The sequence below is a fragment of the Actinomadura meridiana genome, assembly GCF_039537545.1.
GTDB classification, from domain to species: domain Bacteria; phylum Actinomycetota; class Actinomycetes; order Streptosporangiales; family Streptosporangiaceae; genus Spirillospora; species Spirillospora meridiana.
Map to the genome: position 1 here is coordinate 100,626 of NZ_BAABAS010000012.1, position 16,103 is coordinate 116,728.

Here is a 16,103-nt window from a genome sequence, read left to right on the forward strand (position 1 = left end):
AAAGGTTGTGCATTCTTTCCCGTGCCGCCTGATCCGCAATTACGACAACACCGAAAATGTCCAGACAATCATCGGCCGCTCGCCGCCCGGAGTTCGGCGTGGCCCGCGTGCTGGGTATGGCCCGCGTGCTGGGTATGGTCCGCGTGCTGGGTATGGCCCGCATGCTGAGCGTGGCCCGCGTGCTGGGCGTGTCCGGCGATGTCGCGGGTGACGGCGGCCAGCAGCGACACCGTCCGGGACAGGTCGTAGTCGGCGGCGGCCGTCGCGGCCTCCCGCCCCTCGCGCTCCGCCAGGCCCGGGACGAGGAACCGGGCGGCGACCTCCTCCGCGAGCGCGACGGGATCGTCGGCGGGCACGAGCGCGCCGATCCCGGGACGGACGACCTCCGCGAGGCCGGGAATGTCCGTCCCGACAAGGGAACGCCCGGTGGCGAGGGCCTCCAGCGCGGTCAGCGGCAGCCCCTCCCACCGTGACGGCAGCACGACCAGGTCCGACGCGGACAGCCAGTCGCGCGGGTCGCGTACGGCGGGGACGAACAGCACGTTCGCCGCCCGTTCGCGGCGGAGCGCGTCCAGATCCTCGCCCTCGCCGACGATGGCGAGCCGAGCGGGCGGACACAACGCGGTGACGCCCGGCCACGCCGCGACCAGCACGTCCTGTCCCTTCTGCCTGGTCAGGCGGCCGATGCAGACGGCGAGCGGGACGGCGGGGGGCAGGCCGAGCCGTGTCCGCGCGACGAGCCGGGCGGCGCCGTCGGCAGGGCCGAACTGGTCCCGGTCCACCCCGTTGCGGACAACCCGGAACGGCCCGCGCACCCCCGCCCGCATCCCCTCCCGCAGTTCCCCGACCCCGACGCAGACCAGGGCGTCGCAGCGCCGCGCCGCGATCCGTTCCCAGAGGCGGCAGAGGGCGGCGGCGCGCCGTCCGGTCACGGCGAGCCAGGACCAGCCGTGCGGCTGGAAGATCGTGGGCGTTCCGCGCGGGCGGCGCGGCAGCCGTCCCGCCAGGCCCGCCTTCGACGAGTGCAGATGGACGACGTCGGGCTCGAACCCCTTCACGAGGCACCGGAGGCTGCGCGACTCCAGCAGCGTCCGGGGGCCGGGGGCGCGCCCGGCGGGCCAGTTGAACCACGGCACGCCCGCCGCCGCGCACCGCGCGGGCAGATCGCCGCCCGCCGGGCACGCCACCGCCACGTCCCAGCCGCGTTTGCGCTGGTCACCGGCGACTTGCCCGACATAGACGGCGACCCCGCCCGCGTTCGGCTGGCTGACGTGCAGCACCCGGACCGGCGTCGATCCCCCCGCCCCGACCGTGTCGAACGCCTCGGCTGTGTCGAACCCCTCGGCCGTGTCGAACGCCTCGGCGGCGGCCGTCACGACCGGACCCCCATCCGATCGGGGGAGGCGCGGCCCCGGACGGAGTCGGCGGCGCAGATCCGCAGCGCGTCGTGCGGCCAGTCGCCGGGCCGTCGCCTGCCGCTGACCAGGGCGGCGCCGAGCCCCGCGAGCAGCACGCCGGACGCGGTCCCGACCGCGACGCCCAGCGGCAGGTTCGGCGACGACGGCGCCGCCGGGGGCGAGGCGTAGCTCATCGGCGCGACCCGCACCCGGGTGTCGGCGCGGTGCGCCCTCCCGTACCGGACGAGCGCGTCGGCCGCCGAGTTCGCGAACGCCGCCGCGTCCTGCGGCGTCTGCCCCCGCCCGGTGAGCCGGATGATCGGCGTGTCCGGGGACGTCGCCGTCTGGATGTGCTCCCGCGTGGCGGACGGGTCGGCGACCGGCAGCGGGATCCTGGAGTACCGCAGCGTCTCCGGCAGCGGGGCGAGTCGCCCGTACGTCTGCGCGAAGTCCACCGCCGCCGACGTGCTCCGTTTGGTGCTCGCCTCGTCCACGACCAGCACGAACGCGGTCGCGGTGTAGGTGGCGGGCGCGAACAGCGCGTAGCCGAGCCCGCCGAGCGCCCCGGCCAAGACGAACGCGATCGACACCCCGAACCGGCGCGCCAGAGCGGTGACCGGCCCACTCCCGCGCCGCACCGCGGCGCCGACCCCCCGACGCCCACCCCTCCTGACACCCCGCGGCAGCCCGGCCCTCTGCGGCAGCCCGGCCCCCTGCGGCGGCTCGATCCCCCGTGGCAGCCTGATGGTCTGCGGCGGCCTGGCGCCCTGGGACGGCCCGACGTCATGGGACGGCCCGGCGCCTTGGGGCGGCCCGGCGCCTTGGGGCGGCCCGACGTCATGGGGCGGCCCGAAATCACGTGGCGGCATCATGAGCCCTCTCCCGTTTTCGAGTGGTTCCGCCGGTGAGCGGTTCCGGCTCTGACTGGTACAGCCGGGCGAGCCTGGCGGCCTGCTCGGCGATGGCGTAGCGGGCGACGAGGGGCGGCACGCGCGTCCTGTCCCGGCGCGTTTCCAGAACCCGGCGGAGCTCCGCGCTCCACACACCCGCGTCGGTGGGCAGCTTCCCTGCGGGCGGGGCCTCCCCGGGCGGGGCGTCGTCGACGGCGGGGCACACCGTGTACAGGACGGGAAGCCCGGCGGCCAGCGCCTCCACGACGCCGAGCCCGAACGCCTCCTGGACGGACGGCGCGGCCAGGACGTCCATCGCGGCCAGCACGCCCGGCACGTCCGACGTCCCTCCGGCGAAGACGACCCGGTCCGCGACGCCGAGGTCGTGCGCGAGTCGTTCGAGCGGCCCCCGCATCGGCCCGGTCCCCGCGATGAGCAGCCGGACGCCGTCCAGCCGCGCGACCGCCTCGACCGCCACGTCGAACCGCTTGGTGGGGACGAGCCGTCCGACCGCGCCGACGACAAGCTCATCAGCCCCGATACCGAGCCGCCGCCGCGTCGACGCGCGCCGCACGGCATCAAACGTGAACGCGGCCGCGTCAACCCCGTTAGGAATCACAACAACCCGATCAGACGGCACGCCCCACCCACGCAACCGAGCCGCGACAGTAGGCGACACCGCGACGGTCACAGACCCGAGCCGCTCCGTAGCCCGATAAAGCGCCCGGACACCCCGCGTAGTGGCCCGCCCCTCAATATGCCCATCACCGAGCGAATGCTCAGTCGCGATAATCCGCGGCGTCCCCGCCAGATTGGCCGCGATACGCCCGTACACACACGCGCGATACAGATGCGTATGGACGACGTCGTACCGTCCGCGCCGAATCAGCCGCGTAAGCCGAGGCATCGCCGTGAGATCCCGGTTCCCCCGCATCCCGAGCTCATGAACGACCACCCCCATCCGCCGGATCTCCGCCCCCAGAGTCCCCACCCGAGTGAGCACCGCGACCTCACACGAAACCGGCTCGCCCAGAACAGGCGGCTCGTGCAGGACGCGTGGGCTGCCGGGACCGGCGGGCCCGTATGACATGGGCGGCGGCGACCCGAGTGGGTTGTCGCGGGAAACCGGCGGCTGGTGCACGGCCGGGAGGTGGCGGAGGAGGAGGGCCAGTTGGCGTTCGGCGCCGCCGTGTCCCAGGCCGGTGATCACGTGCAGGACGCGGGTCACACGCGGCTCCGGCGGCGCAGCTCGTGCCGGAGGAGTTTCGCGCGCAGCCGCAGCGGGCCGTCCCGGTCGCCGATGTAGGTGCGGGGCAGCGCGTGGCGGGCGGGCTCGTCGGGGGTGATGTCGCAGGCGTAGTCGTATCCGGCGGCCCGCACCGCCTCGATCTCACGGGTCGTGGCGTGCCCGTACGGGTACGCGAAACCGGTGACCGGGCTCCCGACCAGCTCCTCCAGCGCGGCCCGGCTCTCCTCCAGCTCCTCGCGCAGCTCGGTTTCGTCTGTCTCGGGAAGCGAGACGTGGTGCCGTCCGTGGGAGCCGACCTCGATGCCCGCGTCCGCCATGGCGCGGATCTGCTCGGCCGTCATGAGCGGCTTGCGGGGGCCGTCGTCCCAGGCGTTGTAGGTGCCGATCCGTCCGGACACGACGAACACCGTCGCGCCGAATCCGTACCGCAGCAGCGCCGGGACGGCCCGCGTCGCGAAGTCGGCGTAGCCGTCGTCGAACGTCAGCCCGACGAGGCCGCGGGCGCGTCCGGCGGCGTGCGCGTCCAGCAGTTCGCGGGTGCCGACGCCGCGCAGGCCCCGGGCCCGCAGCCACGCCATCTGCCGCTCGAACCGCGCGGGCGACACCGTCACCAGGTGCGGGTCCTCATCGAAGTGATCGACCGAGTGGTACATCAGCACCAGCGGCACCGGCCGGATGTCCCGCACCGGACGCAGCGACTCGGTCACTGACCATCTTTCCGTCGGCTGGCTCAATGCTCTCTCCCGATTCGGTTCGGCCACGACGAACGAGCGGCCCCAAGGCGATCCATGAAGCGACCCATGAAGTGACGGGGCGCGGCCCCGCCAGGACGAGCAGGACGGCGAACGCCACGCCCGTCACCGTCCCGCCGACGGCGAGTTCGACGACCGGGGGCGTCCCGTCCCCGAGCAGCGCCGCGGTGAGGGCCCCGGCGCCGTACGCACCGGCGGCCGCGACCACGAGCCGCGCCAGGTCGGAGCCGACTCGCCGCAGCGAAACAGGCGCGACGCCCGTCCGCAGCCCCACCAGCAGCAGGACGGCGGCGAGCGTGATCCCGGCGGCGTTGGCGGCGGCGAGCGCGACCGTCCCGCCGGACGCGGCGAACAGTCCGCCGATCACGGCCGTGACGGCGAGGCCCGCGCACAGCACGGCGGCGGGTCGCCACGTCGGCCGCCTCTGTGCGAAGAACGCCCGCGCCGCGAGGCCCACGGCCGACTGCCCCCACAGCCCGAGCGCGTACACGCGCATGATCGACGCGGTGCTCCCGGTGTCGGTGGACGTGAACTGGCCGTGCTCGAACAGCAGCCTGATCACGGTGGGCGCGAACGCGACGAGGAACGCCGTCGCCGCCAGCACCATCGCGCTCGCCACCGCGAGATCATGCTGGACGCGCCGCGCGACGGCCCCGATGTCGCCGTCCGCCGAGGCCCGCGCGAGACGAGGGAACGTCACCGTCACGACCATCAGCGACAACACCATCGGCACCTGCGCGACCTTCTGCGCGTAGTTCAGATGGGAGATCGACCCGGCGGCCAGCTCGGACCCGAAGAACCGCTCGACGAACACCTGCGACTGCCGCGTCACCGTGTACACGACGATCGGCGCGATCGCCGCGACCCCCACCCAAACATCGGAAACATCCCGAACGGCCGGACGTGGCGATTCGCGCAGGCACCGCACGAACGCGGGCGCCTGCACCGCGATCATCAGGAAACCGCCGCACGCGACGCCGAGCGCGGCGCTCATGATCCCGGTGACGTCCGCCAGCCCGGCGATCAGCAGCAGGATGCCCATGTTGTACGCCACGTAGATCGCGGCGGGCGGCCCGAACCTGTGGTGGGCGCGCAGCGACGCGCTCATGAACCCGGCGACGCCGAACGTCACCACGGTGATCGCCGTCAGCCGGACGCACTCGACCGCCGGGCCCGGCTCGGTGAGGCCCGGCGCGAGGACGTCCACCAGCGCGGGCGCGGCGACCACCAGCGCGAGCGTGACCGCCGCAAGCCCGAGCGCCATCCGGGGCAGCGTCGCGCCGACGAGCGGGCGCAGGCCGTCGCCCCGCGCGAGGAGCCGGGTCACGACGGGCACCATGAGCAGCGCCATCGCGTCCTCGATGAGCAGCGGGGACACGGTCTCGGGGATCGTCCAGGCGACCAGGAAGGCGTCGGTGCTGCCGCTGGCGCCGAACAGGTGCGCCATCAGCAGGTCGCGCAGGAACCCGAGCGCGGTCCCCGCGGCGATCAGCCCGCCCGTCAACGCGGCGGCCCGCCCGACCGACGTCATCCGCGCCCCGTTCTGAACGAACGCATCGTTCCGAACGCGCGCTTCGTCCCAACCGCACGGGCCGTCTCACGGGCCGTCTCAGCCGGGCGCATCGTTCCGAACGCGCGGGCCGCCACGACCCCCACGACGATCGCGACGAGCGCGCACGTCGGGCCGCCGAGATCTGCGTACAGGAAGTTGACCAGCAGAAACGTCAGCAGCGCGACGCACGCGAGCCACAGCGGGTCACGGACGCGCCGCCGCCTCCACAACCCCGCGACGAGCGCGCCGAACAACGCCACCAGCCCGACGAACCCCACCACGCCCTGCTCCGAAAGAAACAGCAGATACTCGCTGTGCGGTGACAGCAGCGGCTGACGGACGTACCCGTTGGCGTCGTCCTGGGTCTCGCTGCCCGACGACAACTCGATGCCCGCGTAGGCGTCGCGGTAGGCCGGGAAGTTCCGCACTCCGACGCCGGTGCCGGGATGGTCCTCCCAGATCCGGGTGGCCGCGGACCAGAGGTCGTAGCGGTCGTTCACCGACCGGTCGGGCTCGCTGACCGAACCGGCGAGCGACCGCGTCCGGTCCAGGACGACCTGTGACCCGCCGCCCGTCACGGCGAGCGCGACCAGGAGCAGCGCCGCCCCGCAGGCCAGGACCTTGGCGGCCGTCCACCGGTCGAAGATCACGAGGGCGAGGACGGCGGCGGCGCCGAGCGCGAGCCAGGTGCCCCGGCTCAGCGCGGCGGTCAGCGCGACGCCGAGCACCCCGAGCCCCACCAGCGCGGACACCACGGCGACGACCCCGCGTCCCGACGTGGACAGCGCGAACGCGGCCAGCACCAGGAACGCGAACCCGGCGACGACGGACATGGCCATCACGTCGAGCGACCCGAACGTCCCGACCGCCCGGATGTTGCGGCCGTCCATCGACGCGCCGTTCCCGGTGGACGTCTGCCAGATCCCGAACAGGGCCTCCGCGAGCCCCAGTCCGAGCACCGACCCGCAGACGATCGTGAGGTCGCGGCGGTCCCGGACGAGCAGCACGACGGCCAGCGGAACCAGCACGAACACCTGAAGGTCCCGGACGAACCCGGGCAGACTGGACTCGATGTCGGTCGAGCACACCGTGCTGATCCCGAGCGCCGCCACCAGCGGACCGAACGTGGGCAACGCCGCCCTCGGCATCGCGACCCGCCCGGTGACCAGCAGGAACCCGGCGGCCAGCACCAGCACGACGTTCGCGACGTCCCCGGCGGTGACCTGCACGCCCGGCCCGAACGCCTGCGAGCCGGGCGGGATCCCCACGCACGCCACGGCCGCGGCCACGAGCCAGCTCGGCCGGAATCCCGCCGGACGCCAGGTCAGGGGGACCGCGAACGCCGTCATCCCGCGCCCCGAAACACCATCGCCCGGACGGTCAGCAGCAGGATCCGCAGGTCGCCGCTGAACGTCCAGTGGTCGATGTAGTGGTTGTCGAGCCGGGCGCGCAGCTCGATCGACGTGTCGCCCCGGAAACCGTGGATCTGCGCCCATCCCGTCAGCCCGACCGGGGCACGGTGCCGCAGCGTGTATCCCGGGCATGACCGGGAGAACTGCTCCACGAAATGCGGACGTTCCGGGCGCGGCCCGACGAGGCTCATGTCGCCCCGGATCACGTTCCACAGCTGCGGAAGCTCGTCGAGCGACGTGGAACGCAGGAAACGGCCGACCCTGCCGATGCGGGCGTCGTCGACCGTCCAGCAGGTGTCGGACTCGTGCTCGTCCATCTGCCGCAACGTCCGGAACTTCAAGAGGACGAACTCCTCACCACCCAGCCCGACCCGCCGCTGCCGAAACAGCACCCCCGGACCGCCCTCCACCCGCGCCGCGACGGCGCACACAGCGAAAACAGGCAACGCCAGAAACAGCAACAAAGATCCGACGACAAGATCGAGCACCCGCTTGGCGCACCGGGCCGGAGCCCCCCGCAGCCGCCACCCGACCCGCGCACACGGCAACCCGGCGAGGAGCTCACGCCGTCCCGCGATCACCGGAACCACATCCGACGGCGGCCGGACGAGCAACGTCTCACACGGCAACCCGAACGAAACACGCAACACCGCGCCCATCTGCTCCGGATGGACGTCCTCAGCAACGACGACCAACGTGTCGATCCCGTACCGCTCGACCAGCGCGGGCAGATCGGCGACGTCCCCGAGCAGCGGCGCAATTGGTGGCCCACCCGCGAGCCCCGCCGTCACCTGCCCCACGGCCGCGAGCCCAAGTTCCCCGCGTTCCCGCAGGACGGTGGCCAGATGCGCGGACGTCCCGCCCGTCCCGACGATCAACGCGGACCGCGACCGCGTCCGGCGGCACCGATACGTCCGTATCGTCGCGTTCACGAACGCTCGGACCCCGAGCGCCGACACCCCCGCCACCACCACGATCCACGACCACGCGCCCACCGAACCCTCGCCCACGACCACCACGAACGCCCCGACCAGCACGACCCGAATCAGAATCGACGGCGCATCGGCCAACAACGAAGGACTACGCCGCGTCCGATAAAGCCCTCCGCCGACGTTCAGAACAACGACGGCCACGGCCGCCGCACCCGGCAACACGGCCCCGTCCGCCGGACGCGCCATCGACACGGCGGCCGCCATCGCCCACCCGTCCACCAGGGCCAGGCACACCGGATACAGGACGGCGAGGACCCGCGCCCCCGTCGCACCCCGCCGATACGGGACGACCGGCGCGAGCACGGCAGCGCCGAGGTCCGCGGGGGACGCGCCGGGGTCGATGGAGGGACTCAGCCCCTGGGCTCTCATCGCGCGTCCCTTCACAGACAAGAACTCACCGGGAGGTGACCTGACCGGGCCGTCGCGGAGCGGCCACGATCAAGCATCGCAGCGCCTCACCACCCGGATCGCCGCTTTTAACGACCCCCGCCGCAATCTTGAATAGAAGATCAATCCTAGCCCTCTGACCTGCGAGAACACCCCCAGAGACACCCATCGCAACGTCAAGGCGAAGATCAGTCCCCGCCAATATTCAGCGCATTTCCATTTCCCCCGGATTGAGCCATTTTCGGCCGCCCGCCCCGCCCCCGTCCCCGCGTGACGGGCCGGTAGATCCGCGAACCGTGCACCGGAGGCTTAACTTCGCGAGAAGATAGAAGCCTCAAGTGATCGGACGTCGTGACCTGCCGTCCCGCCACCGGCGGGGCGGGGCGCAGAAACCGTTCCGTGAGGGATCTTGTTGCCGGGCCGTTGACGGGCGCGCCCGGCGGGCTGATGAGGGAGAGCGGTGCGAGGTAAGGCGTTGGCGATGACGCTGGTCCTGGGACTGGCGGCGGCATGCGGCGGGAGCAGCGGCGGCGGCGACGGGGGCGGCGGCGGGACGACCTCGAAGGGCGGAGACAAGGGCACCCCGCAGGTGACGATCACCCCAGCGAACGGGGAGGGCAAGGCCCGCCCCGACAAGGGCGTGACGGTCACCGCAGCGGGCGGAACACTGGGCCAGGTCGTCGTGAAGCTCAAGGGCACCGACGTCCCAGGCGAACTGTCCGACGACAAAAAGACCTGGCATTCCACCTGGACGCTCAGACCCGGCGGCAACTACCAGGTATCGGCCACAGCGACGTCCCCGACCGGCAAGTCGACGACCGCGACCAGCGCGTTCCGCGCCAGCCGCGCCACCGCCGCCACCCGGGTCAACAACGTCGTCCCGAGCCAGAACGAAACAGTCGGCACCGGGATGCCGGTGTTCATCCAGTTCAACAAGGCCGTCCCCGAGAAGGCCAGGGCCACCATCGAGCGCAGCGTCGAGATCTCCTCGACCACTCCCACCGAGGGCGCCTGGCGCTGGCTCAGCTCCGGCGAGTCGTTCAACGGCCTGCCCTCGCTGGTGTTCCGTCCGAAACACCCGTGGAAGGCGCACCAGAAGGTCAGCCTCACCGTCCACTACGCGGGCCTGCCGATTGGCTCCGACGTCTTCGGCGACCGCGACGTCACCCGCACCTTCAAGATCGGTGACTCCCACACCGTCAACATCAACGCCAAGACCCACCGCGCCGTCGTCAAGAAGAACGGCCGCACCATCCGCACCTGGGGCGTCAGCCTCGGCGCGGGTGGCGACCGCCAGAAGGACGGCATCGACCACCTGCTCACCACCAGCGGCATCCACCTCACGATGGACCACGTCCGCCTGGAACGCATGCGCCCGCCCGGCAAGAAGAAGGGCGACCCCGGCTGGTACGACGAGAAGGTCCCGTGGGCCACCCGCATCTCCAACAGCGGTGAGTACATCCACCAGAACATGGACGACCCGACCTGCCTCGGCGCCCGAAACTGTAGCCACGGCTGCGTCCGCTCACCCGCCAGCGCCGCCCAGTGGTTCTTCCACTGGTCCTACCGAGGCGACATGGTCACCATCACCGGCACCAAACGCGGCCTCATCTGGTGGAACGGCTGGGCCTACTGGCAGATGTCCTTCCCCAAATGGACCAGCGGCAGCGCCCTGGGCAAACCCATAACCACCACCCCCCTCGCCTGAAAAAGGAACGTACCCGTCCACCATCACCAGGTGGACGGGTACAACCGCCCTTTCAAAACCAGATCGACCCGCGCCGCCGCTGCCCTGGCGTCCCCGCACCGAACCAGCAGTTCACCCGTCCGAACATCGTGGTAGGCGAACGCCACCCCAGACGAGGCCCGGACGTCAACAACGACCCCAACGTCCTCGACGACCCCGCTCGCATAAACCCAGAGCAGCGGCCGAGGAAACTCGCGCCCGTACAACTTCACGCAGCGCCACCCCCGCGCCTGGACGGCCAGCGCCAGCACGTCCAACTGCCGGACGGCGAGTTTCCGCCCCCGCCACGTTCGCATCCGGGTCAGCACGGCATCGCCGCCCACACCCACTTCCCAACCGGCGGCGTCTCCCTGACCCCGCAGTCAGACGCCAGCGCCTGGACGATCTGAAGCCCGCGCCCGCCCTCCTCATGCCCGACGTCCAAGGCGAAGGCATCGGCCTCAACGTCGTCCAGCGTCAGGGCCACCACGGGCCGCACCACCGGAGCCCCCTCGGCCGAGTCCCACACCGCCAGCAGGACGCCCCCGGTCTCCCGAGTGAACCTGACCCGAATCTCCCGATCCGGCGCGCTCTGTACCGCATTGGCCACCAATTCCCCGGCGACCAGATAGACGTCCTCGGCCACCCGCTCCAGCCCCCATTCGGCAAGCCGGAACCCGACCAACATCCGCACCATCCTCGGCACAGTCCGATCCGCCCGACAAGAAATGTCCAACGTGCCCGACTGTGCAACCTTCGCCACCATTTCACCCACCCTCCTTTCTGTGCATTCCTAGGCCAAGCGTGGCGATGGTGAGCTAGTTTCGGAAGGTTCGTGAAGCAAATGCGACAACGGAGGACCGTCGATGAGCCGCGCCGACTCGCTGCGCCCGGACTACTCCCTCTGGCATCTCATAGCCGTTGAGCTGCGCAGACAGCGTCAGATACGCAAGATCTCCGGGGCGGCTCTCGCCGTCATACTCGACTGCGATCGCTCAACTGTTGCACGGTACGAATCGGGTGATGTCCAACTCCCCGTCGGGCGCGCCCGGATCCTGGACCGCGAGTGGGGCCTGCTGGGCTTCTTTGAAAACCTCGTCAAGCATGCCAAAGAGGCCCAAGATCTCGAATGGTGGGAGACGTTCAAGGAGTACGAGCGGCGATCAAATCTCGTCAAGACCTACGAGCCCTCACTGATCCCCGGCCTCCTCCAACGAGAGGCCTACGCCCGCGCCGTCTTCACCACAAGCCGCAGGACGGACGTGGAGGAAGCGGTCGCCGAACGCATGACGCGTCAGCAGATCCTCACCCGCCCGAACCCGTGCAAGCTCATGGCCATCCTCGACACGGCTGCCATCCTGCGGATCTTCGGAGATGCGGACGTCATGCGCGACCAACTCAGCCACCTACTCGAGGTCTCCGAGTGGCCGAACGTCTACCTGCGAGTGACCTCCGACCGCCTCATCGGCTACGGCGGTGTCGGCGGAGGCTTCACCGTGATGCAGACACCTACCGGCGACCTTGGCTTCGCCACCGTCGGCTCCACGGGTCATATCTCCCTCGACCCGGCTGATATCCAGGAACAGGCGATACGGTATGACCAGATTGGAATGTCCTCGCTAACCATCGAGGCGTCCCGTGCCTTCATCGCCAAGACACTGGAGTCGATTTCATGATCATTATATGGCGCAAGGCAATGCGGTCAGAAGACCATGGCAACTGCGTGGAGTTGGCGGCACTACCCAACGCCATTGCCATCCGAGACAGCAAAGCCCCCCACAACCCCCACCTCACCCTCAGGCCCCGGGCTTTCGCTGATTTCCTTCACCAGGTGAAACAGGGCGAGCTGCCTCGTTGAGGTGCAAGCTTGCGCTGGTGTTTCCGGGTTAGGCGAGGGCGCGGGCGAGTAGGGCGGTTAGGTGGTCGCGCTCGGCGGGGGACAGGGCGTTCAGGAGGTTGTCCTGGACGGTGGAGAGCGTCGCGTCGAGTTCGTCCAGGCGTTGGCGGCCTACGGGTGTCAGGGTGATCAGGTTGCGGCGTCGGTCATTGGGGTCCGGGGACCGCGCGACGTGACCTTGCTCCGTCAGCTCCTTGAGCATGGCGTGCATGTCGCTCTGGTCGATTCCGCACCGTTGGCCGATCCGCACCTGGCTGTCAGGGCCGTACTCCTCCAGCGCGGCGAGGATCGCGAAGTGGTAGGCGCGTCCACCTGCGGCGGCCATCGCCTCTCCGATGAGACGGTGCGCCCGCGCCGAAGCCTTGCTGATCAGCCAGCTCGGCTTGCCGCGCAGACGGGTCGGCGACTCCTCCATCTCCATGTATGAAGTCTAGCCAACCCCTTGGGTCAACCAACGAATTCCGGTTATCTTGGTCGTACCAAGGTTGGTTCATCCAAGGAAGTTGAGGGTGATGACGATGTCTATCACGTTGGACGAGGCTCGGGCCGTCAGCGTCCGGGTGCGCGAACACGCCGCTGGACTTGGTGCGCAGGTCACGGTCGCGATCGTCGACAGCGGCGGGCACCTCCAGGTTCTCGATCGCATGGACGGCGCGCCCCCGCTGTCCGCCCGCATCGCTCCGGCCAAAGCGTCCAGCGTGGCGCTGTTTCATCGCGACGGCAGGGAGCTGGTGCGTCTCCAGGAGGCGTGGCCCGCGCTGTTCGCGCAACTGGATCAGGTGGCGGGAACGCCCATCGTTCCGGGTGCGGGCTCCCGACTGATCCGGCGCGGCGGCGACGTCGTCGGTGCTATCGCGGTCAGTGGAGGCATGCCGGAGCAGGACGACGAGTGCACCGACGCCGGCCTCGCGCTGATCGGTGGCGCTGAGCCGAGTTCGACGCGGTGAGCCGAGCTGATTCGTGCATGTGAAGTCCGGGCCTGGCCTGGAGGTTCGTGAGTCGCGCGGCGGGGTTGGCGGCCCGGCGGTGGGGGCGGCGCTGCGTACGGGGTCGCCCCTCCAAAGTCAAGGGCGCCTTCGGCGTCGCTTCGCGATGGGACTTCGTCCCACCCTTGACTTCGGAGCCTCTGCGACCCCTGGAGCAGCTTTCGTCGGGCAGGCTCCGCCTGCCCCCGCCCGACGCGCCGCCCCCACCGCCAGCCACGAATCAGGAACCATGCCGACCACTACGCACATGGCGCATGCCTTAATGAGTCCCTGCCACAAAAGCCGAGGAGCGCGCATTAACCGTAGACCCGCTGAATCTCTCCTATGCCGCCCGCGCAATATCGGTCCTCCGGAAAATTCCTATCGCGGAAACGCGGCCGTTCGGGGCGTTCAGGGGACACTGGCACTTGGCGCTTGATGATCACCTGCGACGCGAGTGAGGATCGCGCTGATCACCTCGTCCACCGCGAACACACTGGTGCCCTTCTGGGTAGCTGCACCACGCAGCGAAGCCGAAGGCCGAAAGGGCATATAGCCGAATAGTCCGGAACGTGCGGGCTTGCGAATGCCCTTCGGAAGATCTTGGGATGTTTCTGTTCGGGGGGAGCGAATGGGGGCGGAGGGCGGTAGAGTTAGAACATGAGTTCGATCAGGGTGGAGGTGGCGGAGGCGTCCACGTTGGAATTAGTGGACGTTCTCTCCGTGATCGCCGCTGAACTCGCGCAGCGCTCCGCTCCCGATTCGGCGGCCGCGTGTAGGGAACTCGCCGAGAGCGTCGGCGCCGCCACCGACCAGTTGGAGGTCGCCCTGGCCGGATTGGTGGCCGTGGTCGACCGGGCCGGGGAAGTGCGGCAGTGGGGGTATCCCTCCACCCATGCCTGGCTCCGACACCGGCTCGGGATGCGCGACAACCGTGCCAAGGAACGACTCACCCTGGCCCGACAACGCGACCGCCTCACCAAGGTCACCACTCGGTGGACCACCGGGAACCTGTCCTTCGGGTACGCCGCCACCATCGCAGGCGCGGTCGCCTGCCTGGACGACCACGACTGCCAAGCAGCCGAAACCATTCTGCTCGACCTGGTCGACCACGACTGCTCACCCGCCAAAGTCGCCGCGATCGGCACCCGCATCCGCGACATCATCTCCGAACGCGACGACACCGAATCCCCCGGCGACGACGTGGGACGAGAGTACGAGCGGTCCTGGATCCACTCCACCCGATCCCTGGACGGGGGCCGCCACATCAACGGTTGGCTCAACGCCGAAGACGCCGCCGTCTTCGACGGCACCCTGGCACCCCTGGCCAAACCCGCCGGACCCGACGACCACCGAGACCTCCCCGAACGCACAGCCGCCGCACTCACCTCAGTCCTGGCCGGCGGCCACAAGGCCACCCGAGTCACCGTCATCTGTGACCTGGACACCCTCACCGGCGGCACAACTCCCGCACGCCTCACCGACGGCACCCCCATCTCCGCCGAACACGCCCGCCGCATCGCCCTCAACGCCGGGGTGTCCCCCCTCCTCCTCGGCTCGGGCCACCACCCCCTCTACCTCGGCCACACCGTCCGCATAGCCACCCCCGCGCAACGCCGCGTCCTGCACACCATGTACCCCACCTGCGCCGTACAGGGCTGCGAGATACCTGGGACGCTGTGCGAAGTCGACCACGTCCACGGCTGGGCCCTGGGAAACAGCCCCACCGACATCGACCACCTCACCCTGTGCTGCGGCTGGCACAACCGCTACAAACACACCCACCCCAAACAAATCACCATCACCCGAGACCCCCACAACGGCCGCTACACCTACCAACTCCACCCACCACCCCACCGACGAACCGCCCCCACCACCAGCCGCCCCCCACCCCAACTCCAAGCCGCCTAACCCCCGGCAGCACCCCACCCACCACCCATCGTTCCTGGCGCGGGCTCACGACTGATCCGGCGCGGCGACGACATTGCCGGTGCTATCGCGGTCAGCGGAGGCATGCATGCCGGAGCAGGACGACGAGTGCAGCGCCGCCGGGCTCGTGCTGGTCGCGGGAGCTTGACTGGCTTCGCTAGCGAGTAGCAGCAGCGTTTGTCGGTTGGGTTGGGCGGCGGTTGGCGATCTTGAGCTGGGAAAATGTTGGCTAGAAGTGAGAGCGTTCGCGACCGCAGGGCAGCGGTGCCGGCGCTGCCTCCGCCGTACTAGCGAGGACGCAAGCGGCCGGCGGGATGAGGAGTTTGACCTCAACTGTGCTTCAGGGTTCAGGATGTGCTGTGGGAAGCGATCGTTCACTGCTGACTGGGGAGGTCGACGCATGCGCGTTGATTTCGGCAGGGCGCCGGACGCGCGAATCGCGGCGACGGGGTTGTTCGGGACCTGGAGGGTCGGAACGGCCGATCGGCAGCGCGCCGTGGTTGCCTCTGTGGAAGAGGCATGGCAAGCCCGGTCCTGGCCGGGTCCGGGGTTGGACGCCTATGGGGTGCTGATCGGTGATGACGATGACACCTTGCTGCACGTTTCTCTCGCTGAGTATCCGGATGCTGTCGGCCGGCAGGATCTGTCCTGGAAGCGGGACGTGGACACGGCTGTGCTGAACATTGACAGGGTCGGTGTCGCCGCCTGCCGGAGACACCGCAGCACTCCCGCTTTCTGCCTGCTCGATCGAAGCTTGAGCGGCCTGTTCGGCCATTCCGCGGTGACGGTGCTGAGTAATGAGGCGGTCTCCGATCCGGGTGGTCGATGGCGCAGTAGCTGGTCATAGGCGGCGACTGAGGGAAGCGGGCGGGTGTCGGGCGCCAGGTTCGCCAACCGCCGCTGGGTCAGGAACGTCACCACGCCCCTCTCCTGCCCGGCCTCGCGAGGATCGTGC

16 protein-coding genes and 1 pseudogene are annotated in these 16,103 nt (G+C 70.1%); 6 read left to right on the forward strand and 11 right to left on the reverse strand.

The window, feature by feature from the left end; all coding sequences use genetic code 11:
• Nucleotides 1-68 precede the first annotated feature (68 nt).
• The 8 genes and pseudogenes from ABD808_RS20755 to ABD808_RS20790 form a co-directional block, all read right to left on the reverse strand.
• Nucleotides 69-1,376 (reverse strand): glycosyltransferase, encoded by a 1,308-nt coding sequence (locus tag ABD808_RS20755; RefSeq protein ID WP_344899139.1) that lies wholly within the window; start codon nt 1,374-1,376, stop codon nt 69-71.
• A complete protein-coding gene (locus ABD808_RS20760) occupies nt 1,373-2,269 on the reverse strand; it encodes a Wzz/FepE/Etk N-terminal domain-containing protein (RefSeq protein ID WP_344899141.1) in 897 nt (298 codons plus the stop codon). Before ABD808_RS20760 ends, ABD808_RS20755 begins: the two co-directional genes overlap by 4 nt.
• Entirely contained in the window at nt 2,253-2,861 is a 609-nt protein-coding gene (locus ABD808_RS20765) for a glycosyltransferase (RefSeq protein ID WP_344899296.1), read from the reverse strand. The genes ABD808_RS20760 and ABD808_RS20765 overlap by 17 nt, the downstream gene beginning before the upstream one ends.
• Before the next feature lie 33 nt (nt 2,862-2,894).
• Nucleotides 2,895-3,377, reverse strand: a pseudogene (locus ABD808_RS20770) (glycosyltransferase); the annotation flags it as partial.
• A 134-nt stretch (nt 3,378-3,511) separates the two neighbouring features.
• Nucleotides 3,512-4,243, reverse strand: coding sequence for a polysaccharide deacetylase family protein (locus ABD808_RS20775; protein WP_344899143.1), 732 nt, complete (start codon nt 4,241-4,243; stop codon nt 3,512-3,514).
• Nucleotides 4,161-5,819, reverse strand: coding sequence for a lipid II flippase MurJ (locus tag ABD808_RS20780; protein WP_344899145.1), 1,659 nt, complete (start codon nt 5,817-5,819; stop codon nt 4,161-4,163). Before ABD808_RS20780 ends, ABD808_RS20775 begins: the two co-directional genes overlap by 83 nt.
• The gene (locus ABD808_RS20785) at nt 5,816-7,189 is read right to left on the reverse strand and encodes an O-antigen ligase family protein (protein WP_344899147.1); all 1,374 of its coding nucleotides are present in this window, start codon (nt 7,187-7,189) and stop codon (nt 5,816-5,818) included. The genes ABD808_RS20780 and ABD808_RS20785 overlap by 4 nt, the downstream gene beginning before the upstream one ends.
• The gene (locus ABD808_RS20790; RefSeq protein WP_344899149.1) at nt 7,186-8,613 is read right to left on the reverse strand and encodes a sugar transferase; all 1,428 of its coding nucleotides are present in this window, start codon (nt 8,611-8,613) and stop codon (nt 7,186-7,188) included. Before ABD808_RS20790 ends, ABD808_RS20785 begins: the two co-directional genes overlap by 4 nt.
• 499 nt (nt 8,614-9,112) lie before the next feature.
• Between ABD808_RS20790 and ABD808_RS20795 the strand changes: the two genes are divergently transcribed.
• A complete protein-coding gene (locus tag ABD808_RS20795) occupies nt 9,113-10,339 on the forward strand; it encodes a L,D-transpeptidase (RefSeq protein ID WP_344899151.1) in 1,227 nt (408 codons plus the stop codon).
• A 23-nt stretch (nt 10,340-10,362) separates the two neighbouring features.
• Here ABD808_RS20795 and ABD808_RS20800 read toward each other — a convergent pair whose 3' ends face one another.
• Entirely contained in the window at nt 10,363-10,701 is a 339-nt protein-coding gene (locus ABD808_RS20800) for a hypothetical protein (protein WP_344899153.1), read from the reverse strand.
• Nucleotides 10,680-11,054, reverse strand: a complete 375-nt coding sequence (locus ABD808_RS20805) for an ATP-binding protein (protein WP_344899155.1) — start codon at nt 11,052-11,054, stop codon at nt 10,680-10,682. The genes ABD808_RS20800 and ABD808_RS20805 overlap by 22 nt, the downstream gene beginning before the upstream one ends.
• A 169-nt stretch (nt 11,055-11,223) precedes the next feature.
• Between ABD808_RS20805 and ABD808_RS20810 the strand changes: the two genes are divergently transcribed.
• Both ABD808_RS20810 and ABD808_RS20815 read left to right on the forward strand, forming a co-directional pair.
• Complete coding sequence (locus tag ABD808_RS20810; RefSeq protein WP_344899157.1) at nt 11,224-12,033, forward strand: helix-turn-helix domain-containing protein; 810 nt, start codon at nt 11,224-11,226, stop codon at nt 12,031-12,033.
• Between the two features lie 20 nt (nt 12,034-12,053).
• The gene (locus tag ABD808_RS20815; RefSeq protein WP_344899298.1) at nt 12,054-12,215 is read left to right on the forward strand and encodes a DUF397 domain-containing protein; all 162 of its coding nucleotides are present in this window, start codon (nt 12,054-12,056) and stop codon (nt 12,213-12,215) included.
• Nucleotides 12,216-12,243: 28 nt separating this feature from the next.
• Here ABD808_RS20815 and ABD808_RS20820 read toward each other — a convergent pair whose 3' ends face one another.
• Complete coding sequence (locus tag ABD808_RS20820) at nt 12,244-12,675, reverse strand: MarR family winged helix-turn-helix transcriptional regulator (protein ID WP_344899159.1); 432 nt, start codon at nt 12,673-12,675, stop codon at nt 12,244-12,246.
• A 97-nt stretch (nt 12,676-12,772) separates the two neighbouring features.
• On the opposite strand from ABD808_RS20820, the gene ABD808_RS20825 reads away from it, so the two are divergent.
• The 3 genes from ABD808_RS20825 (at nt 12,773) to ABD808_RS20835 (ending at nt 15,995) form a co-directional block, all read left to right on the forward strand.
• The gene (locus ABD808_RS20825) at nt 12,773-13,201 is read left to right on the forward strand and encodes a GlcG/HbpS family heme-binding protein (protein WP_344899161.1); all 429 of its coding nucleotides are present in this window, start codon (nt 12,773-12,775) and stop codon (nt 13,199-13,201) included.
• Between the two features lie 678 nt (nt 13,202-13,879).
• Nucleotides 13,880-15,130: an HNH endonuclease signature motif containing protein gene (locus tag ABD808_RS20830; protein ID WP_344899163.1), complete on the forward strand. Its 1,251-nt coding sequence runs from the start codon at nt 13,880-13,882 to the stop codon at nt 15,128-15,130.
• Between the two features lie 418 nt (nt 15,131-15,548).
• Complete coding sequence (locus ABD808_RS20835; protein ID WP_344899165.1) at nt 15,549-15,995, forward strand: hypothetical protein; 447 nt, start codon at nt 15,549-15,551, stop codon at nt 15,993-15,995.
• Nucleotides 15,996-16,103 lie beyond the last annotated feature (108 nt).